Annotated in this window: 25 protein-coding genes; 17 read left to right on the plus strand and 8 right to left on the minus strand. The window is 58.6% G+C overall.

The features are described 5' to 3' along the window. The first annotated feature begins 46 nt into the window (after positions 1 to 46). Positions 47 to 505 (plus strand): GNAT family N-acetyltransferase, encoded by a 459-nt coding sequence (locus SBC1_RS21105; protein ID WP_165096854.1) that lies wholly within the window; start codon positions 47 to 49, stop codon positions 503 to 505. A gap of 177 nt (positions 506 to 682) precedes the next feature. Here SBC1_RS21105 and SBC1_RS21110 read toward each other — a convergent pair whose 3' ends face one another. Together SBC1_RS21110 and SBC1_RS21115 are read right to left on the minus strand one after the other, a co-directional pair. Then, the gene (locus SBC1_RS21110) at positions 683 to 985 is read right to left on the minus strand and encodes a hypothetical protein (protein ID WP_165096851.1); all 303 of its coding nucleotides are present in this window, start codon (positions 983 to 985) and stop codon (positions 683 to 685) included. A 274-nt stretch (positions 986 to 1,259) separates the two neighbouring features. Further along, positions 1,260 to 2,168: a LysR family transcriptional regulator gene (locus tag SBC1_RS21115; RefSeq protein WP_165096848.1), complete on the minus strand. Its 909-nt coding sequence runs from the start codon at positions 2,166 to 2,168 to the stop codon at positions 1,260 to 1,262. 369 nt (positions 2,169 to 2,537) lie between these two features. Between SBC1_RS21115 and SBC1_RS21120 the strand changes: the two genes are divergently transcribed. Together SBC1_RS21120 and SBC1_RS21125 are read left to right on the plus strand one after the other, a co-directional pair. After that, positions 2,538 to 3,257, plus strand: coding sequence for a hypothetical protein (locus tag SBC1_RS21120; protein ID WP_165096845.1), 720 nt, complete (start codon positions 2,538 to 2,540; stop codon positions 3,255 to 3,257). Between the two features lie 122 nt (positions 3,258 to 3,379). Beyond that, positions 3,380 to 3,775, plus strand: coding sequence for an ester cyclase (locus SBC1_RS21125; RefSeq protein WP_165096842.1), 396 nt, complete (start codon positions 3,380 to 3,382; stop codon positions 3,773 to 3,775). A 114-nt stretch (positions 3,776 to 3,889) separates the two neighbouring features. Here SBC1_RS21125 and SBC1_RS21130 read toward each other — a convergent pair whose 3' ends face one another. From SBC1_RS21130 to SBC1_RS21145, 4 genes are all read right to left on the minus strand, one after another. Continuing rightward, positions 3,890 to 5,206: an MFS transporter gene (locus tag SBC1_RS21130; RefSeq protein WP_165096839.1), complete on the minus strand. Its 1,317-nt coding sequence runs from the start codon at positions 5,204 to 5,206 to the stop codon at positions 3,890 to 3,892. Positions 5,207 to 5,297: 91 nt separating this feature from the next. After that, positions 5,298 to 6,185, minus strand: a complete 888-nt coding sequence (locus SBC1_RS21135; protein ID WP_165096836.1) for an oxaloacetate decarboxylase — start codon at positions 6,183 to 6,185, stop codon at positions 5,298 to 5,300. A 71-nt stretch (positions 6,186 to 6,256) separates the two neighbouring features. Continuing rightward, positions 6,257 to 7,162, minus strand: coding sequence for an amidohydrolase (locus SBC1_RS21140; RefSeq protein ID WP_165096833.1), 906 nt, complete (start codon positions 7,160 to 7,162; stop codon positions 6,257 to 6,259). A 12-nt stretch (positions 7,163 to 7,174) separates the two neighbouring features. Then, positions 7,175 to 8,428, minus strand: coding sequence for an MFS transporter (locus tag SBC1_RS21145; protein ID WP_165096830.1), 1,254 nt, complete (start codon positions 8,426 to 8,428; stop codon positions 7,175 to 7,177). Between the two features lie 124 nt (positions 8,429 to 8,552). On the opposite strand from SBC1_RS21145, the gene SBC1_RS21150 reads away from it, so the two are divergent. Together SBC1_RS21150 and SBC1_RS21155 are read left to right on the plus strand one after the other, a co-directional pair. Further along, on the plus strand, positions 8,553 to 9,455 hold the full coding sequence (locus SBC1_RS21150; RefSeq protein ID WP_165096827.1) for a LysR family transcriptional regulator: 903 nt from the start codon (positions 8,553 to 8,555) through the stop codon (positions 9,453 to 9,455). Between the two features lie 652 nt (positions 9,456 to 10,107). Then, positions 10,108 to 11,037, plus strand: a complete 930-nt coding sequence (locus SBC1_RS21155) for a glycosyl transferase family 90 (protein ID WP_165096824.1) — start codon at positions 10,108 to 10,110, stop codon at positions 11,035 to 11,037. On the opposite strand, the gene SBC1_RS39980 is transcribed toward SBC1_RS21155, so the two are convergent. Then, on the minus strand, positions 11,006 to 11,326 hold the full coding sequence (locus SBC1_RS39980; RefSeq protein ID WP_241202266.1) for a helix-turn-helix domain-containing protein: 321 nt from the start codon (positions 11,324 to 11,326) through the stop codon (positions 11,006 to 11,008). The two genes, SBC1_RS21155 and SBC1_RS39980, sit on opposite strands and share 32 nt — an antisense overlap. Before the next feature lie 307 nt (positions 11,327 to 11,633). Between SBC1_RS39980 and SBC1_RS21165 the strand changes: the two genes are divergently transcribed. The 4 genes from SBC1_RS21165 to SBC1_RS21180 all read left to right on the plus strand — a co-directional run bounded on the left by SBC1_RS21165 (position 11,634) and on the right by SBC1_RS21180 (position 16,423). Next, the gene (locus SBC1_RS21165) at positions 11,634 to 12,527 is read left to right on the plus strand and encodes a LysR substrate-binding domain-containing protein (RefSeq protein WP_165096819.1); all 894 of its coding nucleotides are present in this window, start codon (positions 11,634 to 11,636) and stop codon (positions 12,525 to 12,527) included. 213 nt (positions 12,528 to 12,740) lie between these two features. Next, positions 12,741 to 13,670, plus strand: coding sequence for a hydroxymethylglutaryl-CoA lyase (locus tag SBC1_RS21170; RefSeq protein ID WP_165096816.1), 930 nt, complete (start codon positions 12,741 to 12,743; stop codon positions 13,668 to 13,670). Further along, positions 13,667 to 14,875: a CaiB/BaiF CoA-transferase family protein gene (locus SBC1_RS21175; protein WP_165096813.1), complete on the plus strand. Its 1,209-nt coding sequence runs from the start codon at positions 13,667 to 13,669 to the stop codon at positions 14,873 to 14,875. The genes SBC1_RS21170 and SBC1_RS21175 overlap by 4 nt, the downstream gene beginning before the upstream one ends. Before the next feature lie 75 nt (positions 14,876 to 14,950). Continuing rightward, on the plus strand, positions 14,951 to 16,423 hold the full coding sequence (locus SBC1_RS21180) for an MFS transporter (RefSeq protein WP_165096809.1): 1,473 nt from the start codon (positions 14,951 to 14,953) through the stop codon (positions 16,421 to 16,423). Between the two features lie 50 nt (positions 16,424 to 16,473). Here SBC1_RS21180 and SBC1_RS21185 read toward each other — a convergent pair whose 3' ends face one another. After that, complete coding sequence (locus tag SBC1_RS21185) at positions 16,474 to 16,926, minus strand: MarR family winged helix-turn-helix transcriptional regulator (RefSeq protein ID WP_165096806.1); 453 nt, start codon at positions 16,924 to 16,926, stop codon at positions 16,474 to 16,476. 109 nt (positions 16,927 to 17,035) lie between these two features. Between SBC1_RS21185 and SBC1_RS21190 the strand changes: the two genes are divergently transcribed. The 8 genes from SBC1_RS21190 to SBC1_RS21225 all read left to right on the plus strand — a co-directional run bounded on the left by SBC1_RS21190 (position 17,036) and on the right by SBC1_RS21225 (position 23,267). Continuing rightward, on the plus strand, positions 17,036 to 17,998 hold the full coding sequence (locus tag SBC1_RS21190; RefSeq protein WP_165096802.1) for a zinc-binding alcohol dehydrogenase family protein: 963 nt from the start codon (positions 17,036 to 17,038) through the stop codon (positions 17,996 to 17,998). 69 nt (positions 17,999 to 18,067) lie between these two features. After that, complete coding sequence (locus tag SBC1_RS21195; protein WP_206366126.1) at positions 18,068 to 18,241, plus strand: hypothetical protein; 174 nt, start codon at positions 18,068 to 18,070, stop codon at positions 18,239 to 18,241. Between the two features lie 676 nt (positions 18,242 to 18,917). Next, complete coding sequence (locus SBC1_RS21200) at positions 18,918 to 19,541, plus strand: hypothetical protein (RefSeq protein ID WP_165096797.1); 624 nt, start codon at positions 18,918 to 18,920, stop codon at positions 19,539 to 19,541. After that, a complete protein-coding gene (locus SBC1_RS21205) occupies positions 19,501 to 20,667 on the plus strand; it encodes a GGDEF domain-containing protein (RefSeq protein WP_165096794.1) in 1,167 nt (388 codons plus the stop codon). The genes SBC1_RS21200 and SBC1_RS21205 overlap by 41 nt, the downstream gene beginning before the upstream one ends. 24 nt (positions 20,668 to 20,691) lie before the next feature. Further along, a complete protein-coding gene (locus tag SBC1_RS21210; RefSeq protein ID WP_165096790.1) occupies positions 20,692 to 20,952 on the plus strand; it encodes a hypothetical protein in 261 nt (86 codons plus the stop codon). A gap of 65 nt (positions 20,953 to 21,017) precedes the next feature. Beyond that, positions 21,018 to 22,562: a methyl-accepting chemotaxis protein gene (locus SBC1_RS21215; RefSeq protein WP_165101395.1), complete on the plus strand. Its 1,545-nt coding sequence runs from the start codon at positions 21,018 to 21,020 to the stop codon at positions 22,560 to 22,562. 118 nt (positions 22,563 to 22,680) lie between these two features. Then, complete coding sequence (locus tag SBC1_RS21220) at positions 22,681 to 22,935, plus strand: type II toxin-antitoxin system HicA family toxin (RefSeq protein WP_165096786.1); 255 nt, start codon at positions 22,681 to 22,683, stop codon at positions 22,933 to 22,935. Continuing rightward, positions 22,932 to 23,267, plus strand: a complete 336-nt coding sequence (locus SBC1_RS21225) for a type II toxin-antitoxin system HicB family antitoxin (RefSeq protein WP_165096781.1) — start codon at positions 22,932 to 22,934, stop codon at positions 23,265 to 23,267. Before SBC1_RS21220 ends, SBC1_RS21225 begins: the two co-directional genes overlap by 4 nt. Positions 23,268 to 23,423 lie beyond the last annotated feature (156 nt).

Consider the following 23,423-nt stretch of genomic DNA (forward strand, 5'->3'; position numbering starts at 1 on the left):
CCACGGGGTTTGTATACTTCAACTCATCATCTTATGAGGTTCTAACGTGGAACACATCGTTTTCCGTACCGCTCTGTTAGCCGATGTCCCTGCAATCGTAGCTTTGTTAGCCGACGACGAACTGGGCAGCCAGAGAGAAATCATCGGCACACCGCTCAACCAAAGATATGTCGACGCGTTCCAGGCCATAGAAGCCGATGTGAACCAGCGACTGGTCGTGGTTGCCGACGGTGACGAGATAATCGGTACGCTGCAAATTTCATTTATCCCCGGCATTGCACGCATGGGTTCGTGGAGGGGACAAATTGAAGCGGTTCGAATCGCCGCGCATCGCCGTGATTCCGGACTGGGCCACAAGATGTTCGAATGGGCGATCTCCGAATGCAGGTCGCGAGGGTGCAGCCTGGTGCAGCTCACGACCGACAGGAGCCGTACCGACGCACACCGCTTCTATGAAAAGCTCGGCTTCAAGGCAAGCCACGAGGGTTACAAGCTTGCCCTGTAGAGACACTGGCGGCACCGGGCCTGAACGACGACCACGCGCCTCCGTGCTCCCCAAAGACCTGAGCGCACGGCCATCCGTGCGTCTATGGCGCAGCCAGAACGCCAAAGCTGCCCTATGCCAAGCGTGCCCCCGACGCTGCGAAAGAATGAAATGAAGCAGTTGAATCGATTAAATCGGCTAAACGACTGGCAGGTCTTCAAGTGTTTTTTCAATCCGACCCTCTTCAAAAGAGGCTTCAATGCCAATGTGCCCGTTAGCGTAAGGGATGGCGCTGACCTGGGGGCCCAGATAGCTTCGCCCCCCAAGCTTGAACACCGTGCGCACCAACTCTCCTTTCTCCAGGACTTTCACTACCCGGTCCACATCGACGACTTTGGGTACCGACGTCCAGTTGGCCGTCAATTCGTCGATGTTGCCCCAACGTACATGGGTAACGCGATCATTGGTCCAACGAACACCATCAATGGCAACAATAGACATAGCTGACTCCGTCTATTAATGAAGCACCTTAATGAAACGGCAACCACGTCCGCCAGCGCTTTTTATTCTTTGTTGACGCTAGGGCGAACGGTTCGCATGACACGGCTCGCCGATTTTCAGGCTTCGGAAGGAATCGCTAGCAGTCGATTCTTTCAGTGCAGATACTGTGCGGCGAATGGGAAATAGATTGACACGGTTCTAGCGAATGTACAAGGGAGCGCCGAGAGCCTCCAGCGCGCCCGGGATCTTGTCCAGGTTCTGCGCATTCTGCACATCATGAGATGGAGCCAAACGTTTCCTCTGTCACCCGAAGGTCTGCTATCAGGTGCTCGATCACTGCGCGACCGGCAGCGCGCGTAGCGCGGCCCAGCGGAAAATAGGCATGCACGGGAACATCAACGGTTTTCCAGTCCGTCAGCAGGGCGACGAGAGACCCCTCTTCCAGCTCACGGCGACACGCCCATCCCGTGGTCGACGTAATGCCAAAGCCCGCCACCGCAGCAGCAACAGCGCCTTCGTTCTCGTTCGTCGTGAAATGCGGCGAGACATCCGCCACCACGGTCTCGCCATTGCGCTCGAACTGCCACGCCGACGGAACCGATGCCGCAGGGCCGCCCACTATCCTGTGCGCAACGAGATCATCGGGCCTGGCCGGTATCCCTGCTCGCTCAAGATAGCTCGGTGCCGCAAGGATCACGCGGGGAATCGTGGCGATAAGTTTCGCCGTTGCGCTCGAATCCGCCAGCGTGCCAACGCGGATCGCGACATCCACGGCGTCGCGAACCAGATCCTGCCGTCGATCCTCAAGCAGCAGCTGGATCTGCAGATCGGGATGCCTGGCGGTAAACGTCGCGAGGCGCGGGATGACTTCGCGGATCGCCACGCTGGTCGGCATGCTCATTCGCAGCGATCCGCGCAACTCGCCCCCTTCACGAACACTGTGCTCGGCGTCGTCCAGAGCGATAAGAATCGGTTCCATTCGGGCGAGGAATTCGGAACCCGCTTCCGTTGGCACGACCGCGCGCGTGGTGCGCGAGAGCAACCGGGCGCCGAGCCCTGCTTCCAGCTCGGCAATGATGCGTGAAGCCTGCGACTGCGAGAGTCCGCATTCGCGAGCCGCGGCTGAGAAGCTGCCTAGCCGGGCGACGCGGGTATAAAGCTTGAGCGCGAATATGTCTTTCATCAAGGTTCTCGCGGAACGTAACAGCAGCGCCGGTGGCAGCGTTCGGAGGCAAAGTAATTCATGTGCCCGGGACATAAAAGATAACCGAATTCATCGGGCGTCTGCTCTTCTCTCTCCCAGGCACTTGAGTCCGTCGAGCTGAAAACAGTTAAAGCTCGAGCTTCCTCGGGCGCGGCGCTAGTCACGAGCTAGTCACGACGTTTCGCTATTAATCATCAGACGATATGACCACGAACCCATGTGTTCATTACATAAGTCATAGCGAAAAAGACCGGCTACCGGCTAGAGGGCGCTCGCTTTAATCTGTGTTCATCGACAAAGCGAGTCACTCCCCTCACACCTCATTTTTCTCTACACCGAAGATTGATCATGAACGACCTGCTAGCCTTTGCAATTGATGCCCACGGTGGTCTGGACCGTTGGAACGCGTTTAGCCGACTCAAGGCCGAACTCTCGGTCGACGGTGCGATCTGGCACCTCAAGCAGCAGCCCGGTCTGCTCAACGACAAAATCTTCGAGATCGATACACATAAGCAGCTGCTGACAATCACGCCTTTCCTCGCAGCCGGTCAGCGCAGCGTGTTTGTTCCGGGTCGTGTGTCAGTTGAAAAGCTGGACGGCACGGTGCTCGAGAGCCGCGACGACCCCGAGGCCGCCTACGCCGGTCACGTCCAGGAAACGCCGTGGGACAAGTTCCACGTTGTCTACTTCGCGAGCGAGGCGTTGTGGACCTATCTCACGTCGCCCTTCCTGTACACCTATCCCGGGTTCAAGAGCGAAGAGATCGAACCGTGGCACGAGAACGGCGAGGAGTGGCGCCGGCTCAAGGTGACGTTCCCGGTTGATATCCATAGCCACACCCGGACGCAGATCACCCATTTCGGCCCGGACGGGCTGATGCGACGCCACGACTACACCGTCGATATCCTGGGCGGCGCGAGCGGCGCGAACTATGTCAGCGATTACGTCGAATTCCAGGGCATCAAGATGCCGACCAAGCGGCGCATCTATGCCTACGACGAAAACATGCAGAAGGTGCCCGAGCCGCTTCTCGTTTCTCTCGACTTCGGTCAGTTGACTTTTAGCTAACCTGTAGCTAAGCGACAACTCAGCGTCAAGTGAGCTGTGGTTGCCTACCGCGCGTCTTTGGGCTCGCCACTAAGGCTCGATGAACGGCGCGTAACTAACCAACGCATATCAAAGGAAACGCCATGAACACTCAAGAGAAGAACAAGAGCATCGTGCTAAAAGCATTCGACACGCTCTTCAATCGGCGCGATTATTCCACCGCCGAAACCTTCTGGTCTCCGAAATATATTCAACACAGCGCCCATATCGCTCCAGGCCGCGAGGGTCTTTTCGAACTCACCCGGAATCTGCCTGACACGCTGGTCTATGAACACGGGATCATCATGGCCGAAGGTGACTTCGTCATGGTTCACGGACGTTTCTCGGGCAACGGCCGGGCTGCGCCTTTCATTGCGGTAGACATCGTCCGGCTTGAGAACGGAATACTCGTTGAGCACTGGGACGTACTGCAGGATGAAGCGACCGCCGAAAGTTCGGCCAGCGGCCTGCCCATGTTCGGCGAGCGCTTTCCCGGTTGAACTGCCTCCCTGCGAGCATCGCGCGTGACAGGGTCTATGCGAAGTGAAAAGCCGAATTTCATCCCGCACCGGGTTATCGCTTATTTCCCGGCCACCCCGATTTCCCGGTCGCCCTCATGGCTCGATCGGCTCTTGAAGCTTAAGCCTGGCGCTGCGCGCGTGTGTCTCCGGCATCTTCAGATAAACGAGCAGCGAAATAGCGGACCATGCCGTGACGTACCAGTAAAAATAGGGCTCATGCCCGATCGATTTGAACTTCAGCGCGACGAATTCCGTGGTGCCGCCGAGGATAGCCGTGGTCAGGGCATAGGGCAGGCCCACAGCCAGCGCTCGAATGCGTACGGGGAACAGTTCGGTTTTCGCCAGCATGTGGACCGACGTAAAACCGCTCAGCATGAAGAGCCCGCAAAACGACAAAACAAACGCAACCAGCGGATCGTGCGTGCTTGCAAGCGCGCTGAAAATGGGCACGGAAAACAACGTACAGCTCAGCCCGAAGAAGATCAGGACGGGCCGGCGCCCCAGGACGTCGGAAGCGAGGCCAAAGAGCGGCTGCAATGGCATGTACAGCAACAGCGCTAAAGCCGAAACAAGCGTGGCCGTTTCCTTGCCGAGCCCGACGGTATTCACCAGGAACTTCTGCATATACACGGTGTAGGTGTAGAAGCCCACCGTCCCGCCCACGGTGATCCCGACAGCCAACAAAAGTTGTCGCCAGTGAAGCAGCATTTCGCGGCTGATGGGCGGGCCGTGCCGTGTCCCGCTGTGTTTGAATGCATCGCTTTCCACCACATTGCGCCGCATGTAGAGCGCAAACAATGCAAGCACGCCGCCAATCACAAACGGAATTCTCCATGCCCACCGGTCGATCTGTCCGGAGGTGAACAGCAGGTGCTGCATGACGAGCAGCAGACCCAGCGCCAGCAACTGACCCGCCACCACGCTGACCTGCAGGAACCCAAGGTAGAAGCCCCGCCGATTCGCCGGCGCGATCTCGCTGAGATAAGTCGCGCTCGTGCCGTATTCGCCGCCCATGCTCAAGCCTTGCAACAGCCGCGCAAAGATCAGGATGGCGGGAGCGAAGGCCCCGATAGTCGCGTAGCCCGGCGTGACAGCAATGATCAGCGAACCAATGCACATCACCGATACCGACCAGGTCAGAGCAGACTTGCGGCCACGACGATCCGCATACAAGCCGATCAACCAACTGCCTAGCGGACGGGCCACATACCCGACTGCAGCGATTGCCGCTGCATTCATCAACTGCACCGTGGCGTTGTCGCTGGGGAAAAACGCTTTGGCGAAGTAAATGGAAAAAATACTGTACGCGAGAAAGTCGTACCACTCGATCAGGTTACCGGCGAGACCGCCCGCAATGGATCTCAATAGCGCTGGCCGACCCGAAGGTCCGCCCATTCGAGGGGCGTTCATAGTCAGTCTCCTTTTATTTGTTATGCGGTGAAGCTCACGTGTCCGCTTGCTTTACGGCGCAGCCGGCTTAGTCGGCTGCTTGGTCAACTGCTTACTCATCGCGCGCGGCGTATTTTTCGTCGAGCTGGTCATAGAAGGGTTTATCGACCAGACGCTGACGCTCGCTGAACGGCACCACGAGGTCCGGATCTTCGTCGAGTTTGCCTTGCGCCTTGAGCACGTTCAAAGCCCGCTGCATGCCCCGTACTGCGCTCTGCAGCGGTGCGTTGGCGTAGAGCGCGATCCCGAAGCCGAGTTCCGCCAGCCTGGATTGCGGGAGCGTCGGCGTCTTGCCGCCAATCACAATGTTGATGAGCTGAGGCGCGTTGAACATCGCGGGCAAGCGTTGAATCTCCTCGATCGTTTCAACTGCCTCAATGAAAAGAACATCAGCGCCCGCTTCAGCGAAACGATGCCCGCGTTCAATGGCGGCATCGAATCCATGGGTCGCGCAGGCATCGGTACGGGCAACAATCAGCAGATTGGGGTCCTCGCGAGCATCAACCGCAGCGTGCAGCTTGCCGACCATCTCGCTTGTCGATATAACCGCCTTGCCGGCGAAATGTCCGCACTTCTTGGGGCTTACCTGATCTTCGAGCTGGATGGCGTCGGCGCCCGCGCGTTCAAGGGTACGAACCGCATGACGCACGTTGAGCGCGTTGCCGTAGCCCGTATCGGCATCGACAATAAGCGGCAGGTCCACCGCATCGCGGATACGCGCGGTATGGTCAGCCATTTCGTGCAGACCGATAAACCCCAGGTCCGGAAGCCCGAAAAACATGTTGGTCACGCCAGCGCCGGTGATATACAACGCACCGAAACCGGTATCGGCAACAACGCGCGCACTCAGCGCGTTGAACGCACCGGGCACGAGTAACGCACGCCGGCTCTCGACCAGCAAGCGGAAGGCGCTGCGACGTTCAGCAGATGGAAGCGACATGGTTGAACTCTCCGTGTTGACGTTAGTGACGTGTTAGTGACGCTAGTAATATTAGTGACGTACGGCGCGGCTTATTCGAATCGATACAGCGCGCGCGCCGAGCGGGTGAGGATCCACTCGCGCTGCGCCGCGTCGGGAACCCATTGGTCGAGCGCACGCCGCGTGGCGTCGTAATCGACCAGTTGCTGGTGCTGTGTGTGTGGCCAATCGCTGCCCCAGACCAGGCGCTCGGGCGTATAGGCGTCGAGAAGCTGGCGAGTGAGTGCGGTCCCCAACGCTGTTCCGTCGTCGCCGGACGCACTCCGGTAAGCCGCCGACAGCTTCACCCACACGCGTCCTGTTGCAGCCGCCGACTGCAGGTATCTGAAGCCCGGATCGTCGGCGCCAGTACGCGGATCCAGACGGCCGAAGTGGTCGACGACCACGGTGCAACCCTGTTCCAGCAGCGGACCTATTATCGCGTGCAAGTCCACTGCTTCACGATGGACCTCGACATGCCAGCCGAGCGCATTGACACGCGCGAACAATCGTTGCCAGTCAGGCGCCTTCAACGGCGGAACCGGCAAGCCGATCAGGTTCAAGCGGATACCGACCACGCCGGTTCGATCGAGCAACGCAAGCTCGGCATCCATGACTGCGCAATCCACAACCGCCACTCCGCGAAAGCGTCGTGGATAACGCTTCGCCACATCGAGGAAAAAGCGGTTGTCGGTGCCGAGAAAACTGGGCTGGACCAGCACGGCGTGAGAGACGCCGTTCGCCAGCAAGTGGCCCGCGTAGTCATCGAGCGTAGCGTCGTAATCCGGCGCGTGGCGACGCTGCTTCGCAAGCGGCAAGCCGCGCACGAAGACGTGGGCATGGGCGTCAATAGCAGTGATCCGCGCATTGTCAGCGCCGTTGATGTCGTTGGCGTCAGACCACTGATCCGCCATCGTCGTGTCTTGTGCGTGCATTGTTTCAATCCGTTCGTCGATCATGGATTTCCTGTTTCAGGCTCGGGTCGCGGCATTGGCTGCTGCCGTCGCGATCCGCCGGTTCTTTGTTTCCGGCAGCATGAGAGCGGCCACGACCACGAGTCCATACGCGATGCCGGCGTCGATGCCAAGCGCCGAGCCGAGCGGCATTGAGTTGCCCATGTGTCCCACCAGCACCGGAAAACCTGCCGAGACGATCCGCCCGAAGTTATAGCAAAATCCCACGCCGGTGCCCCGGATGCCTTGCGGATAAAGCTCGTTGAAAAGTGCGCCGAGCGTGGCCGGGATGCCGGCCGCGAAGAGACCCAGCGGGAAGCTGAGGAACAGCATGGCGGTGTCGCCCATTGGCAGGAAGACGTAGAGGTTGACCGTCGCGACACAGCACACGGCGAAGAGGATCACGTTGAGCCTGCGGCCAATCCGGTCCTGAAGCCAGGCGCTCACGAAACAGCCGCAGATGAATGCCGTTATAACGACGGCAAGATAACCGCCCGTGCCGAGCACGGACAGGTGCCGTTCGGTCTTGAGGTACGTGGGCAGCCATGTGGTGATCGCGTGATAGCCGCCATGCGCACCCACGCCGATCAATGCGCCCACGATCGTTGTGCGGATCACCGACCGGTCGAAGATGCTGCTCGCTGCGGGCAGCGCCTGCCTGGATGACCCTGCGCTTACGACAGCGCGCGGCGGTTCGACCACGCCACGTCGCAGATAAAGCACGAGCCCGGCAGGAATCACACCAATACCAAACAGCAGCCGCCACGCCCACTCCGGCGACACGAACGAGAACACCAGCATATAAAGGAGCACTGCGCCGGCCCAGCCGAAACCCCAGGCGCTTTGCACAATGCCCATTGCCTTGCCACGGTGTTCCGCGCGGATGGTCTCGCTCAAGAGCACCGCGCCCGCAGTCCATTCGCCGCCGAAACCCACACCCTGCAAAGCCTTGAGCGCCAGCAACTGTTCGAAGTTCTGCGCAAAGGCGCTGAGGAAAGTGAAGAGCGAGAACCAGATCACAGTGATCTGCAGCGCGCGCACGCGGCCATAGCGGTCCGACAACATGCCCGCGAGCAACCCACCCAACGCGCCGGCGACCAGCGTTGCGCCGCCGATCAATCCCGCTTGGCCCTTGCCGATACCCCAGGTCACAAGCAAGGTCGGGATCACGAGGCTGAACAACTGCGTGTCCACGCCGTCGAGCGCCCAGCCGGCAAAGCAACTCCACAGGGTGCGCTTTTCCGTCGCCGATATGTCGCGATACCAGTTCACTGTTGTCTCCAGGTTGTATTTTTCGCGACGAGGGTCACTCGTGCGTCTCATGCATGGAGGCATTTTAAGGATCGTTTGGATAAACATATATGATGCAAATGATCATCTTTCATATCGTTTTAATATGGACACACGGAACCTGAAATACTTTCTCGCCGTCGCCGATGCCGGCAGCGTCACCCGCGCCGCCGACCGTCTGAACATCGCGCAACCCGCGCTGAGCCAGGCGCTCACGCGTATGGAGAAGGAACTCGGCGTCAAGCTTTTCAGCCGCACGCGGCGCGGTGCGGACCTCACTGCGGCCGGGCTGGCGATTGTGGAGGACGTGCGGATGAGCGTCGCGAGAATCGACGCCGCCTCGCACCGCGCTCGCGAAATCGGTGCGCAGCGCGCAGGGCGGCTGACGGTGGGGTTCGCGTCGGCGGCGCTGTTCGAAGTGCTGCCGCGTGCGATCGCGGCGCTGCGCGCGTCGGTGCCTGATGTCGAGTTGGTTCTGCGCGAGATGAGCAATGCCGAGCAGGCAAGTGCGCTGGAGAAAGGTGAAATCGATATTGGCTTGCTGCATACGCCGGTGGCGGTCGCGGGCAAGATGCGCGAGAAGCTGATCGCGCGCGAGCCGTTGATCGCCGTGTTGCCCGAGACGTTTCCGCTGGCGGCGGGGTCGAAGGTGTCGTTACGCGAACTCGCGCCGCACGGGCTGGTCTGGTTTCCACAAGGCCAGCTGCCCGGCGTCCGCGCGGGCATTCTGAGTGCGTTCCGGCAAGCGGGTTGCGAGGTGGAGATAGCGCAGGAGGCGAACCGGTCGCTGACTGTGCTCGCTTGCGTGGCCGCCGGGTGCGGCGTGTCGCTGCTGCCGCATTCGGTTCGGGCGTTGCAATTTAGCGGAGTGAGGCTGTGCGAGATAGTCGATGGCGCCGCGCTGCCGCGTTTTGAACTCAGCGCAATCTGGCCAGCACGTGCAAGGCAGACACTCGCCGATCGCTTCGCCGAATTGATCGAGCCTTCTTCCGCGGCTTGGGTAGCGTAGAAGTTATGGGCCGCTTACTTGATGGCGGATCGAGAGGTTATAAAACCCGCTCACAAGCAGCGGCGACGTTTGAGCCGTGGTTGCGCGCTGCATTTACTGCGGCCAACCTGACGTCGAAATTGAGTGGGATGTGACTGGTGGAATGTAACTCAGGCGGGACTTCTCCTCGGCGGCTCTTTCCCATTTGCAAAAAAGCGATGGATGACTTGGACGGCACGTCTCCGCGTCGCTGATTATTCTCTTCGATTGAGACAAATAATTAGCATAGCTTATCACTGATCGCGGAGCAAAGTACTCAGTGGATCGGCACATTAGTAGTCGCAGCGGTTCGAACTCGACCTTCAATGTTCTAAAAAATGGTTGACTATATTGTCGGAAAAATGGTAGCAGGTACACTGTCGGTACCCGCACAATGCAACGACTGTTCTGCTTGTTCAATTTTAGTACTGTCTGGCATCCCGCTTGCGCACGTGACTATTGCTACGCAAGCAACGCGAGCAATGCAACCCATGCAAAGCAACTGCTGCAGAGCATTTCGGTGTGACCCAAAGGTGATGAGTTTTGTGAAGAATGACGGTTGCCCTACCCGCAAATGCTTCAAATCATTTTTCATGAAATTTTTAGCACCCCATTAAAAGATTGAGTCAGATTTATGCATGCCAGAAAATTTAGATTTTACGCAAAAAATGTTATTTTTGATCTTTTTCCATCATTGATTTTCGAAAAAAGATACGACAGCATGTTCAGAAATCTGGACGAACAGCAGTGGACTTATATTCGCTCACGTGCCAATTACTACAATAAGCTTGAGCGGCAGTTTGTCCTGAATGAAACGGCAAGTCGCAGCAGTACGTTGCCGTTGCGCGGCAATCCTAGCGCCTACTACTATGATTTCAAAGAGATATCCCGGTACTTCGCGAGCTCCGCAAAATTCAATTACGTTTTCAAGGACATCAAGGAAGCAGTAGCCGAGCCAACGCTTCTCAAAACAAGACCACTCACTGAAGCGAATGAAAATTCAGTTATCTTGAAACTGGATAAAATGAGGCACTTCAATTTTATTGAAGATACGCGATCATTCGAAAGCAAAATAAACATGGCCGTTTTTCGAGGTGCGTGCTACCAGGAGCACAGAAAAGCATTCGTCGCCAAGTATCACAGTTCACCATTGGCCGATATTGGCGACACTGACGACGCCAGAAAAGGTCAACAAGGTCATCGACCTTATATGAGTATTACTGACCAGTTGAAGTACAAGTTCGTGATCAGTCTGGAAGGTAATGATGTTGCAACCAACTTGAAATGGATCATGCTTTCAAATTCCGTATGCTTTATGCGCAAGCCGCGGGTGGAAAGCTGGTTTATGGAAGGCTCCTTAATCCCAAACCACCACTATGTCCTTCTGGACGATGAATTTTCCGATCTGGAAGATAAAATAGATTATTACAGTAAGCATACAGACAAGGCCTTGGCGATAATAAAAAATGCCAATCAGTACGCCATGCAGTTTCTTGACACCCGCCGGGAAAAACTCATCTCACTGCTGGTTCTCAGAAAATATTTCGATCTTTCCGGTCAATGAAGTATCTGACATTGCGTAGAACATCTCGCTGACACATTCCTCGCAGGTCCGTTGCATGCTTGCTCCGCGCGCAGGGCAGACGTTCTTCCAGGGAGACCCTGAGTCTTCCGGGTGTCACGCCGTAGACTTCCCTGAAGTCGCGGATGACAAGCGCGGATGAAAAGCGCGGAGCCGGCAAAAAACTGCATTCATAGGCGATTACTGTGATGCGTTTTTCCGTGTTGAGTAGCAACCAGCGTGCGTATCGAAGCCGCATCGTCCGGTAAAACTTCTTGGGGGACACGCCCATTTCAGCCAGGAAGTTCAGTTTGAGTTGCCTGACCCGCAAGCCCGGGAACGTCGCCTTCTAGTCCTCCAGGTGAAACGCGTGGACGCAAGCAACACGGTCCCGCATCAAGCCTGCTCTTGACAATATGAAACTGCCCGTGCACATGCCGATCCGAAGAGCAATGCACACGAAAATTCCAGGATGCCTTTTTGACTTATTGACGTGGCCTATGTGCCATGACCCGCGGCCCTGACAGATCGGGTACATCCCAGCGGTCAATACGCTCGAGCTGATGCAAACTGGGCTCCTTCACTCCCGGCGCTCGATCATGTGGCAAATCGACCAAATCAGTCTTCGACTTTTCATCGCGGTATGTGAAGAAGGGACCATCGCGCGCGCAGCCGAGCGCGAGTTCATCGCGCCTTCGGCGGTCAGCAAGCGTTTGGCGGACCTGGAAACATTGGTCGGCACAACATTGCTGTCGCGCAGCCAGCGCGGCGTCAGGCCGACCGCAGCGGGCGAGGCGCTGCTCAAACACGCGCGTCTCATCATGCTTGACCATGAGCGCCTGCAGGCCGAGCTGAGCGAATATGCCGCCGGCGGCCGCGGACATGTGCGCGTGCTGGCGAACGTGTCGTCAATGGTTGAGTTTCTTCCTGAGGCGCTCTCCCGATTCCTGGAAGCGAACCCGAGTGTGCGTGTTGACGTTGAAGAACGTTCGAGCGTTGACATCGTCCGGGGGCTGGAAGAAGGCGCAGCCGATATCGGTATCTGCCGCGACTTCATCTCCACCCGTGAACTCGACGTGACAACGTACCGCTCGGACCATCTTGCGCTCGTGGTCCCGAAGGACCATCCGCTGGCGGGAGCGCCGACTATCGGCTTCGTGCAGACGCTTGATCTGAACCACCTTGGGCTATCGTCGAATGCGTCCGTGAACGCCCTGATGCAGCGCATTGCCGCGGAGAAGGGTCGAGAGCTTAGCTACCGGGCGTACGTTTCTACTTTCGATGCGGCCTATAGATTCATCCAGGCGGGACTCGCTGTTGCAATCCTGCCTCGCGAAGCGGTTAACCCTCAGGTCCGGGAACAGTACGGGCTCGCCGTGATTCCGCTGGCCGAAGCCTGGGCCGAGCGTCACTTCGTCATTTGCGTACGTGATCGCGCGGCCCTGACCCTGCCAGCAGCGCGACTGATCGAGCATCTGATGGCGACTCGTTGACACATAACCAGCGCATTGCCGGCGCATTGTTGGCGCATTGCACGGCTCCCCATAAGCCCTTAAGGGTTTTCCCTTTTCAGACATTTCGCCCCGCCACGTAAGCGTCAACGGTCATCGCGGGGCAAGATGGACTGCATCGCCAAATGAGTCTTTTCACCGGGGACCCGGCCCGTCACGCTTCAACTCAACTTTGTCATCATGAGTCGAGAAGCGATGAACCACCCTACCGAACGCGTGATCGTCACCGAGGTCGGCATGCGCGACGGCCTTCAAAGCATCTCGCGGATCATGTCGACCGACGACAAGAAGCGTTGGATCGACGCCGCCTGGGAAGCCGGCATTCGCAGCATGGAGGTAGCGTCCTTCGTGCCGGCGAAACTGCTGCCGCAAATGGCGGATGCCGAAGCGGTCATTGCCCACGCGCTGACCCTTGAGGGCCTCGTTGTAACCGCGCTGGTTCCAAACGTGAAGGGCGCGCAGCGCGCGATCGAATCCGGCGTCCACAGGATCCTCGCACCTATATCGGTCAGCGCCGCTCACAGCCTTGCCAACGTGCGAAAGACCCCGGCAGAGATGCTTGGCGCGTTTGCCGAAATGTGTTCGCTCGCCAAAGGCCATGCCGAGACCATTGCGGGGCTATCCACCGTATTTGGCTGCACGTTGCAAGGCGACGTGCCTTATGACGGCATCGGCAGCATCGCACGGCAAGCGCTCGAAGCAGGCGCCGACGTCATCGCACTCGGCGACACAACGGGTCAGGCCACGCCTCGACAAGTGGGCGAAGTTATCGATTTGGTCCGTGCCATTGCGGGAGACAAACTGCGCTCCGCGCACTTCCACGACACGCGCGGCTTGGGCCTTGCCAACACGCTCATTGCCCTTCAGCACGGCATCCGCGAGTTTGATTCGTCGCTTGCCGGACTCGGAGGATGTCCGCACGCGCCGGGCGCTACCGGTAACGTTAATTCCGAAGATCTTGTCTACATGCTGCAAAGCATGGGCTATGAGACCGGCATCGATATAGAAAAACTGATTGCCTCACGCAGCGTGCTCGAACAAGCGCTGCCTGGTGAACCGCTTTATGGATACCTCGCACGCGCGGGCGTTCCCTCGCAATTCCACGAATCAAAGGCCGCCCGATGAACCCCTCTACGTCTTCCGCACAAAACAGCGCTTTGCCACTGGCAGGCATTCGCGTGGTCGAGCTGTCGCACATGGTGATGGGACCGACGTGCGGCATGATCCTCGGAGACCTCGGCGCCGAAGTCATCAAGGTCGAGCCACCACGCGGCGACGGCACCCGGCGCCTGCTCGGCACCGGCGCGGGTTTCTTCCGCACCTTTAATCGCAACAAGAAGAGCATCGCCCTGGACCTCGATACCGAAGCGGGTCTCGACGCGCTTCACAAGCTGGTCGATACTGCGGATGTCTTTATCGAGAACTTCAAGCCTGGCCGCATGGCAATGCTGGGTCTGGACTACGAGAGTTTGAAAGCGCGGGATCCCGCCTTGATTTATGTGTCGCACAAGGGCTTTCTCAACGGACCTTACGAGCATCGCCTAGCTCTTGATGAAGTCGTGCAGATGATGGCGGGCCTCGCTTACATGACGGGCCCGGTCGGCCGGCCGCTACGCGCAGGAAGCTCCGTGAACGACATCATGGGCGGCATGTTCGGCGCGATTGGCGTGCTTGCAGCGCTCTTCGAGCGCAAGTCCAGCGGCATTGGCAAGGAAGTGCAAAGCGCGCTGTTCGAGAATTGCGTGCTGCTGTCCGCTCAGCATATGCAACAGTTCGCCGCGACCGGTGTCGCCGCCGCCCCCATGCCTGAACGCATCAGCGCGTGGGCGGTGTACGACGTCTTCACGCTTGCAGGAGGCGAGCAGATGTTCATAGCGGCGACGGGAGACGCCCAGTGGCGCGCGCTGTGCGCCATCCTCGATCGACCCGACTTGCTCGCGGACCCGCGGCTCGCGACCAACAATGATCGCGTGGTGGTGCGCCCGTGGCTTCTGCAAACGTTGGGCGAAACGTTGAGCCAACTCGAAGGCTCAGCGCTCACGTCACAGTTCGAACGCAGTCATATTCCGTTTGCGTCGATCACCAAGCCCGAAGACCTTTTCGAAGACAAGCATTTGATCGAAAGCGGCGGCCTTGCAACGTTGACGCTCGACGACGGAACCGAGACAGCAATGCCGCTTCTCCCCATCTCCATGAATGGCGAGCGCCTGCAGCCACGTCAACCGATTGCGAAGGTTGGCGAGCACACGGCCGAGGTGTTGCGTGAACTTGGCTACGGCGAAACACAGATCGACGAACTCACGTTCGCCGCGCGCCCGAACGCGGCCTGAGAGCCGCCCGAGGCCGCATAAAAGTCCCGAACATTATTCGAGCCGGCGCAAGACCGGAACTCATGGAGACAGGCGATGGAATCGTCGAAGCATGCTGTTTTTTCTGCAGCCATTGCACATCCTGGCGCAATGCCGGATGCATCCACCCAGGCCGAATCCGCTGCGAACGATGTTGCGCTGGGCGCGGCGCGGATCTCGGCGCGGCTGGACCGGTTGCCCGCAACGAAAACGATCTGGCAACTCGTGATGTTGTTAAGTCTCGGCCTCTTCTTCGAGCTTTTCGACCTGATGTTTTCGGGTTATATCGCCCCGGGCCTGGTCAGGAGCGGCATTCTGACTTCAACCACGCATGGACTGTTCGGGACAAGCGGAGTGGCGAGTTTTATCGCGGCACTGTTCGCCGGTCTTTTCATAGGCACGGCAGCGTGTGGCTTTCTCGCCGATAAATTCGGCCGCCGCGCGATCTTCACCTACTCGCTGCTCTGGTACACCGTGGCGAACATCATCATGGCGTTTCAGGACACCGCCTTCGGATTGAACCTGTGGCGCTTTATAGCCGGCGTTGGAATCGGGGTGGAGATCGTAACCATTGGGACGTATATCTCGGAGCTCGTTCCCAAGCATATTCGCGGTCGCGCGTCGGCATGCTCGCAGGCGATCGGTTTCTGCGCGGTTCCCGTTGTCGCGTTCCTGTCTTACTTGCTCGTTCCTCGCCAGGTGTTCGGTATTGACGGCTGGCGTTGTGTGGTCTTCACGGGCGTGGTTGGAGCACTGGTCGTATGGTGGGTACGGCGACGGCTTCCGGAGAGTCCGCGCTGGCTAGCCCAACAAGGGCGCCTGAATGAAGCCGATGCCGTCATGGCACGCATTGAAGCGCGCGTCGAGCAAGAATACGGAAAACCGCTACCCCCGCCCGCGCTGCCCGAACCGGTGAGAACGCGTGCGTCGTTTCGGGATTTACTGGTAGCGCCGTACCGAAAACGCGTAGCAATGCTTATCATTTTTCACGTCTTCCAGACAATGGGTTACTATGGGTTTGCCAACTGGATCCCCACCCTGTTGATCAAGCAGGGCATTACAGTCACCAGCAGCCTGATGTATGCATCGATCATCGCGATTGCGGCGCCCTTGGGACCACTGCTCGGCATGCTGATCGCAGACAGATTCGAGCGCAAGACCGTGATCATTGTGATGGCCGCGGTGAATGTGGTGTGCGGCCTGATGTTCAGCCAGGCACGCGAAACCATGTTGCTCGTCAGCCTGGGCGTATGCCTGGTCCTTGCCGGCAACATCATCTCGTTCAGTTACCACGCATATCAGGCAGAGTTGTTCCCGACCAGCATTCGGGCGCGGGCGGTGGGCTTTGTCTATTCATGGAGCCGGATCTCGGCGATGTTCTCGGCTTTTGTGATCGCCTGGTGCCTGAAGGAGTTTGGCGTGAACGGGGTGTTCGTGTTCATCTCCGGCGCAATGATCGTTGTGATTTGCGCGATCGCAATACTCGGACCGAAGACTCGAAACGTTGCGCTGGAGGATATATCCACCTGAGCACGTCGCGAAGTCAGAAGCAGTCTTCACCCGGCCAAGCGTAGTGCCGCTTACAGAGTCTTGACCCAGCCAAGCGCATCATCCGCGAACTTTCGAAGCAGACGGGCGAGTTCGCCCACCTCTTTTGCTTCCCAGCCGGCAAGTAACTCTTCGATGATTTTCTGACGCGCCGCGTCCAGCGCGTCCGTCATGAACCGCCCCTGATCCGTAATCACGGCCGCGCGAACCCGGCCGTCGTTCGGGCTTGGACACCGCGAGACAAGCCCGAGGCTTTCCAGCTTCGCGATCTGCCGGCTAACGGTACTGTAGTCGCGCCCAGCCAGTTCCGCGAGCTCCACAATACCAAGCGGCCCCAACCGTTCGACTCTCGCAAGCAGCGGAAAAAGTGCACGGTCCAGATCGACACCTGCCGCTTCAATAAGGGCAACATCGGGTTGCGGCCGATTGAGCACGCCTGTCAAATCCAATAGCGCTTCGCGCAGTTCACGTATTTCCTTCCCCATCGCAATTCAATTCCTTGTCAATGCCGTGATATGTGTATAGTACACATATATTCGATGATCCAATCCCGGATGAAGCGTACGCTCGGATACTTGGCAAAGGAGAGCAAATATGAAAGCAGCACTCGTTAAAGAATCCGGCGCGACGCCGGTTTATGCCGACTTCACCGAGCCGGCCGTCACCGAAGGCGTGGTCCGTGTCGCGGTTGTAGCATCCGCGCTGAGCCATGTCACGAAGGGCCGGGCATCGGGCAGGCACTATAGCGCCTCTGCAAAGTTCCCTTTCGTGGCTGGGGTCGACGGCACCGGTGTTCTTGAAGACGGCACGCGCGTCTATTTCGTGCTGCCCGAAGCGCCCTTCGGCGGCATGGCCGAGTACTGCATCGTCAAGAAGACGCATTGCATTCCTTTGCCGGCGGCGCTGGATGAGGTGACCGCGGCGGCAATCGCCATTCCGGGAATGTCGTCATGGGCGGCTTTGGCTGAACGTGCAAAGCTGGTGAAGGGAGAGACCGTCCTGATCAATGGTGCAACAGGCGTATCGGGCCGTCTCGCCGTGCAGGTCGCCAAGTATCTGGGCGCGGGCAAGATCATTGCGACCGGGCGGAACGCGGAAACCCTGCAGTCTCTGAAAGCGCTTGGCGCTGACGAGACGATCAGTCTTGCGCAAGACAACGATGCACTCGAAAACGCGTTCCAGCAGCAATTTCAGCAGGGTATTGGCGTCGTGCTCGACTATCTTTGGGGGCAAAGCGCTGAGCTGCTGCTGGCGGCAGGCGCCAAAGCGGCGCCCGAGGCGGTGCCGCTCCGCTTTGTTCAGATCGGCTCCATGAGCGCGGCAACCATCACGCTTCCAAGCGCAGCGCTTCGATCATCGGCCATTGAACTCATGGGCAGCGGTATTGGCAGCATTCCAATGGCGCGCCTCCTTGGTTCGATCGAGCAATTGCTGAACGCAACAGTCCCCGGCGGCTTCGAGATTGCGACGAACCCAGTGGCCTTGTCTCAGGTCGAGGATCATTGGGCAAATGAAAACCAGGCACGCACGGTGTTTACCACCGGGTTTCAAGCGTAACGACTAGGCATTGCCAATTTGCCGAACTTCGCGATTGCGCAACCTCTAGCCAATAGAAGAGGGGGCCGTGTGCTGACTCCGTGCTCCGGGGCCGGCACCGCCAAGAAAGACGCTGACGGGTCGATCCAGGTCCAGTTCGGCGGCTGCGACGGGAAAACGGCCAACTGCTTGCCGATCACGCCGGGATGGAACTACATGGTTCGCCTCTATCGTCCTGGGCCCGAGGTGCTGAACGGCAACTGACACTTCCCGGAAGCGCAACCTGCCAGTTAGATAAAGCGGTCAGCCCTTTCGCATGACGGCGGCGAGCTCATGCTCTAACCACGTACTAATCTCGCCGTCCCTGCATGCCATGTATATCGCCTGAAGATGCACAGAATATTAGAAAGGATTCCTACAAATTTCAGTATCAATCTGGCTGACATCCATTCAAATAGCATCTCATAGAGTCCGCTTCACGCCGGGCGCGATTTCCCCAATTCCGCCAGACATTCTGGCCGTCGTCGATCAGCCACATTCAATCTCTTCGTGCTTCCATGGAAGCGTGCATCAGCAAGGTTGGAAGGAAAGACGAGCGAGCTGAGACGTAGTGCCCGATGCGATAATCTACTTCCCGGCAATTTCTGGTGGCGCTACTGTAAGGCTGCACCCACGCGTCAATCGGCATTACTCTCCAGACTGATATCGGCGCGCGCCGCCCGATCATTGATCGGTGGAATCTCGCGTCGATCCAAAAATCGGAAGGTTGAATGCTTAGCTTCGGCTTGCACGGCGCGCGGGCACATTAACTGCTCGGTGGTCAGGTTACCTCCACCCGTTGGGGATACATTCTTTTAGCAATTTCAGACCCCAAAATTTCTCGTAATCGTATGAGTTAATTTCGTCAAAATATCAGACGAAATGATCGGAGAATGTTGTGATGTCCAAGCATACCGAGTTGCCATCGGAGACCGACGGAACCGATGCCGACTTAAATCCTGACGCCGACCCGGCGCTTGCCCGAACGCCCGTGAGGTTCGGACGGCTTGCGCTCTGGATTGCCTCGGCAAGCGCACTGGCAATTGGAATCATGGGTACGGTCGCGTATGGTGTCTGGTTCAACCAGGATCAGCACGCCTACGCCGAAGCCATGGAACACGCGCGGCAGACGCTCTGGCTCGCCGCTCCAACACCGGCACCAGAATCGACTCCGGCAGTGCTACAGACGGCTTCTTCCACGCCTTCGGCCGCGCTTTCGTCCGATTATGTCGCGGCGCCCTTGGCCTCTTCTCGCCCAGTCACTGTCGCCAGCGCCGATCTGAACGCGCCCGCATCCTCCACTCAGTTCGATCACCGCGCAGCGCCTTCTGATTCGGCCGCGCCCAAGCTCGCGGTCACCCGCCCTCTTCGAGCGAGTTGTTCTGCAAGCGTCGAACGTCACCGGCCGGTGACGCGCGTCAAGTCCAATCGCAATGTGTTCACCCGCGTAGGTTCATTTTTTCATCGCGTAAGCTACCGGCAGCATGGCACCGAAAGCCAGCGAGATATCTACGCCCATCCGTGAGCGGCAGCGCGTCTACAAACCTGTCCTTCCGATGCATTTCAGGCCAGGTCCGGCGACGATCGCGTGCGTTTCCTTCCTTTGTCTGCTAATTGGTCTGCTGTTCCTTGCATTGCAAATCAGGACAATCTTCTCGGACCAACTAAAGCAGGAATACAGCGGGCTCGTCCTGGAAGGGATCGAACGAGCGGAAGGCGCCCGCAATCTGGTTGGCGTCTGGCAACGCCAAGTCGACAACAGCATCGCGCGATCAGGGCATCCAGAAAAATCGGAACAATCAGAACAATCGGACGACTATCGGCAGGCACGAATTGATCTCGCCGCCCGCCTCGCGTCGCTCGCGGCGCTCGTGAACGCGAGCCCGTCGGCGGCACCGCGCATCCCTCAATCCGCCCTGTCGCCCGACGCCAATCTCGACGATACCGACGCACTGCTCGCCGTGGAATCCGTGTACTGGCGAGCGCAGCGCGACAATGACAGCGCCGACGCACGGACCCGCATAGCACGCGTGGCAAGCACGTTGATCGTGTTGTCGGCATGTGTATTCGGCGCGCTGATCACCGCTTTGGGTATGTATGCAAAACGCACGCGCCAACTGGCGGGCGAGTCGCACAAGTTCGAGCATGCAGCGTTGCACGATGTCATGACCGGCTTGCCCAACCGACGAAAATTGTTCGCCGCGCTGGCGGAAACAGCAGCAGCAGCGGGCAATGCGGCACCCCATAAGATGGCGGTGCTTTACATCGACCTGGACGGGTTCAAACAGGTCAACGACTCGCTCGGCCATCACGTTGGCGATGAATTCCTGATTTCCATTTCAAAGCGCTTTCGCAAGACCGTGCGTCCGGTTGATGTAGTCGCCCGCTTTGGTGGCGACGAGTTCGTTGTACTGGTCCGCGAGTTTTCGACCAACGCCGAATTAGAGGCAATTGCACAGCGCCTGATCGACTGCGTGCTCCAGACCGACGAGCAAATGGGCATTGGATTTGTCAGCGCCAGCATTGGCATTGCGAGCTTTCCACATCCCGTCAGGGACTACCATCAGCTCGTCGCCGCCGCTGACGAAACCATGTACCAGGTGAAACGCAACGGCAAGAACGGCTACGCGTTCGCGACACAAGCGAACTGAGCAGGACCGTGTTGATGCCGGTTGATGCCGGTTGATGCCGATTCCGCCGCCGGCATCCAGAAATTGCTCAAGCGCAAGTGCCACCGCGTCGCTTTGTGCGCAGCATCCCCGCTTATCGGCACGAACACACAGAATCTGAAGGCGCACATTTCCCGATGTCGCTGTCGCGTGGCCTGCGTGAGAATCGCGCAACGAGCCGTGTCGACTAGCCTGCCCGTTCTGGCGATCAGCTTGGCTCGCCTCAGCCGTGACTGGCATCGCCTGCTGTTTATTCAAGAAAACTAAACAATTCCGGCCAAAGACCCAACCGAGGAAAACCACGCGTGCCGTGTTCGCCCGCGATCAAGACCATGCTTAAGAACTTTACGATTCGCCGCGGACTCACGATTACCATCGCCGGTTATACGATCGCGCTTGTGGCGGTGCTGCTTGCCGCCGCTTTGTGCCTGCGCCAGAGCAACCAGGCGCTTGAACAGATGGTCGCCACCGATACCGTCGCCATCACGCATCTCAAGACGAGTTCGCAACGGCTGCTGCAAGTGCGCCTTTCGCTCGGCAGCTTCGAGACGCTGTTCATGCTCGGCAAGGCTGGTGACGACTTGCTGCCCAACGCGCGCAAGACGCTGAATGCGAGCGATACCGAGTTCGATGCGTACCTCGCCAAGCCGCGCGACCCGCAGGAAGAGCCGCTTGTGCAAGCCGCCAAGACTGCCCGCGACGCGTTGATCGCCAAGGCGCTCAACCTTGAATTCGATGCCCTCGCGCAGAACGACTTCACCACGTTCCGCACGCTCCAGGTTCAAACGGCGGACGGGTTATACGCCACCTACGATCACGCGATGTCCGCGGTGGAAGCGTTCCAGATCGCGCATCAGCAGGACCGTTATGCGCAGGCCCAGGCTCAGTTCCATACGATGGCGACGGCAGCCGTGATCGTCGCCGCGTTGGCGCTGGTGCTGGGGTTCATCGCGCGGGCTGCGTTGAGCGCCGCGGTGATGAAGCCGATCGAGTCTGCAATTCACCACTTCGAACAGATTGCCGCGGGCGATCTGACGGCGAGCATCGACGCCTCGCGCGACAACGAAATGGGCCGCTTGTTTGCCGCGCTCGGCAAGATGCAGCAGGGGCTGGTGGGGACGGTGCAGCAGGTGCGCGGCGGCACGGGCGCGATCTCGCACGGGGCGCGTGAGATCGCGGCGGGCAACATCGATTTGTCGCAACGCACGGAAGAACAGGCGGCTTCGTTGCAGCAAACCGCGTCGAGCATGGAGCAGTTGACGGCCACCGTCCGCCAGAACGCCGACAACGCGCGGCAAGCGAGCGAACTGGCCGTCGATGCATCGGCAACTGCCGTGCGTGGCGGCACGGTGGTTGGCAAGGTCGTGCATACGATGGACGATATCGCGACGAGTTCCACGCGGATTGCGGACATCATCGGCGTGATTGAGGGGATTGCGTTCCAGACGAATATTCTCGCGCTGAACGCGGCGGTGGAAGCCGCGCGTGCGGGTGAACAAGGCCGTGGTTTTGCGGTGGTCGCGGGCGAAGTGCGCAACCTCGCGCAACGCAGCGCCGGGGCGGCGAAAGAGATCAAGGAATTGATCAATGCATCGGCGGGCAAGGTGCAGGCTGGCAACGTGCTGGCGGGACAAGCGGGCCAGACCATGAGCGAAGTGGTCGCGGCGGTGAAGCGAGTGTCGGACATCATCAGCGAGATCAGCGCGGCATCGAATGAGCAGACCGGCGGTATTGAACAGATCAACCGCGCGGTCGCGCAGATGGACGAGGTGACGCAGCAGAATGCGGCGCTGGTGGAGGAAGCCGCTGCGGCTGCGGCGTCGCTTGAACAGCAAGCTGAGAAGTTGGACGTCGCGGTGGCGGTGTTTCGGGTTTAGGGGGCAAGCCGGTGTTCCTGGCACTGCACGGTCATCGCTTACGGGTACGACCCCGTATGTCTACTTCTATCGAACACTGCGCCGCCATGGTGATATCAATTTATGATATCATTTGACAATGAAAGCCAAGCATAGGAAGACGCTCGAAGCAATATTCAGAAAGCCCACGAACGGCGGTATTGTTTTCGCGGAAATTGAATTACTGGTCATCGCGCTTGGCGGTGAGGTACGGGAGGGCTCTGGCTCACGAGTCGCATTCGAGTTGAACGATCGCCGCCGATATCTGCATCGACCGCATCCAGGCAAGGATGCGAAGAGGTATCAGGTGGAGGAAGTGCGAGAGTGGTTTATCGAATTGGAGGTGAAGCCGTGATAAACGCAATGAACTATAAGGGGTATCTTGCGCGAGTCGAGTTCGATCCGCGCGACAACATTTTCGTCGGACATGTGCTCGGCGTATCGGAGCACATCAGCTTCCACGGTGAGACCGTGCATGAGTTGACCACCGGGTTTCATGAGGCAGTCGATCACTATCTTGAGGATTGCGCCAAGACAGGTCGCGATCCGCAAAAGCCAGCATCAGGCAAACTCATGTTGCGCATAAGACCGGAAGTTCACGCTGCGGTAGGCATAGCAGCCGCAGCTGCTGGGAAAAGCATCAGCCAGTGGGCTGACGAAGTATTGGCGCGCGCTTCGCATGCGTAATAACCTCGCTTTTCGGTCATTCGGCGGTCAAAGATACTTCTGTATCGGCTAGGTTGAAAGGCAGAACGCCCGACGGCAAGATCGGGCGTTTCGTCTTCCCATCTGACAGAAGCTGCGTGCTGCCGCTTCCCGTGCTGCCAGGATACGTTGCGTATC

The sequence above is a fragment of the Caballeronia sp. SBC1 genome, from assembly GCF_011493005.1.
Taxonomy (GTDB): Bacteria; Pseudomonadota; Gammaproteobacteria; order Burkholderiales; family Burkholderiaceae; genus Caballeronia.

Excerpts from the sequence above, each read along its gene's own strand:
- SBC1_RS21110 (WP_165096851.1), bottom strand. The coding sequence starts at position 985 with ATGTCTATTGTTGCCATTGATGGTGTTCGTTGGACCAATGATCGCGTT.
- SBC1_RS21115 (WP_165096848.1), bottom strand. The coding sequence starts at position 2,168 with ATGAAAGACATATTCGCGCTCAAGCTTTATACCCGCGTCGCCCGGCTA.
- SBC1_RS21120 (WP_165096845.1), top strand. The coding sequence starts at position 2,538 with ATGAACGACCTGCTAGCCTTTGCAATTGATGCCCACGGTGGTCTGGAC.
- SBC1_RS21125 (WP_165096842.1), top strand. The coding sequence starts at position 3,380 with ATGAACACTCAAGAGAAGAACAAGAGCATCGTGCTAAAAGCATTCGAC.
- SBC1_RS21130 (WP_165096839.1), bottom strand. The coding sequence starts at position 5,206 with ATGAACGCCCCTCGAATGGGCGGACCTTCGGGTCGGCCAGCGCTATTG.
- SBC1_RS21135 (WP_165096836.1), bottom strand. The coding sequence starts at position 6,185 with ATGTCGCTTCCATCTGCTGAACGTCGCAGCGCCTTCCGCTTGCTGGTC.
- SBC1_RS21140 (WP_165096833.1), bottom strand. The coding sequence starts at position 7,162 with ATGATCGACGAACGGATTGAAACAATGCACGCACAAGACACGACGATG.
- SBC1_RS21150 (WP_165096827.1), top strand. The coding sequence starts at position 8,553 with ATGGACACACGGAACCTGAAATACTTTCTCGCCGTCGCCGATGCCGGC.
- SBC1_RS21155 (WP_165096824.1), top strand. The coding sequence starts at position 10,108 with ATGCATGCCAGAAAATTTAGATTTTACGCAAAAAATGTTATTTTTGAT.
- SBC1_RS39980 (WP_241202266.1), bottom strand. The coding sequence starts at position 11,326 with ATGGGCGTGTCCCCCAAGAAGTTTTACCGGACGATGCGGCTTCGATAC.
- SBC1_RS21165 (WP_165096819.1), top strand. The coding sequence starts at position 11,634 with ATGTGGCAAATCGACCAAATCAGTCTTCGACTTTTCATCGCGGTATGT.
- SBC1_RS21170 (WP_165096816.1), top strand. The coding sequence starts at position 12,741 with ATGAACCACCCTACCGAACGCGTGATCGTCACCGAGGTCGGCATGCGC.
- SBC1_RS21175 (WP_165096813.1), top strand. The coding sequence starts at position 13,667 with ATGAACCCCTCTACGTCTTCCGCACAAAACAGCGCTTTGCCACTGGCA.
- SBC1_RS21180 (WP_165096809.1), top strand. The coding sequence starts at position 14,951 with ATGGAATCGTCGAAGCATGCTGTTTTTTCTGCAGCCATTGCACATCCT.
- SBC1_RS21185 (WP_165096806.1), bottom strand. The coding sequence starts at position 16,926 with ATGGGGAAGGAAATACGTGAACTGCGCGAAGCGCTATTGGATTTGACA.
- SBC1_RS21190 (WP_165096802.1), top strand. The coding sequence starts at position 17,036 with ATGAAAGCAGCACTCGTTAAAGAATCCGGCGCGACGCCGGTTTATGCC.
- SBC1_RS21200 (WP_165096797.1), top strand. The coding sequence starts at position 18,918 with ATGTCCAAGCATACCGAGTTGCCATCGGAGACCGACGGAACCGATGCC.
- SBC1_RS21205 (WP_165096794.1), top strand. The coding sequence starts at position 19,501 with ATGGCACCGAAAGCCAGCGAGATATCTACGCCCATCCGTGAGCGGCAG.
- SBC1_RS21210 (WP_165096790.1), top strand. The coding sequence starts at position 20,692 with ATGCCGGTTGATGCCGATTCCGCCGCCGGCATCCAGAAATTGCTCAAG.
- SBC1_RS21215 (WP_165101395.1), top strand. The coding sequence starts at position 21,018 with ATGCTTAAGAACTTTACGATTCGCCGCGGACTCACGATTACCATCGCC.
- SBC1_RS21220 (WP_165096786.1), top strand. The coding sequence starts at position 22,681 with ATGAAAGCCAAGCATAGGAAGACGCTCGAAGCAATATTCAGAAAGCCC.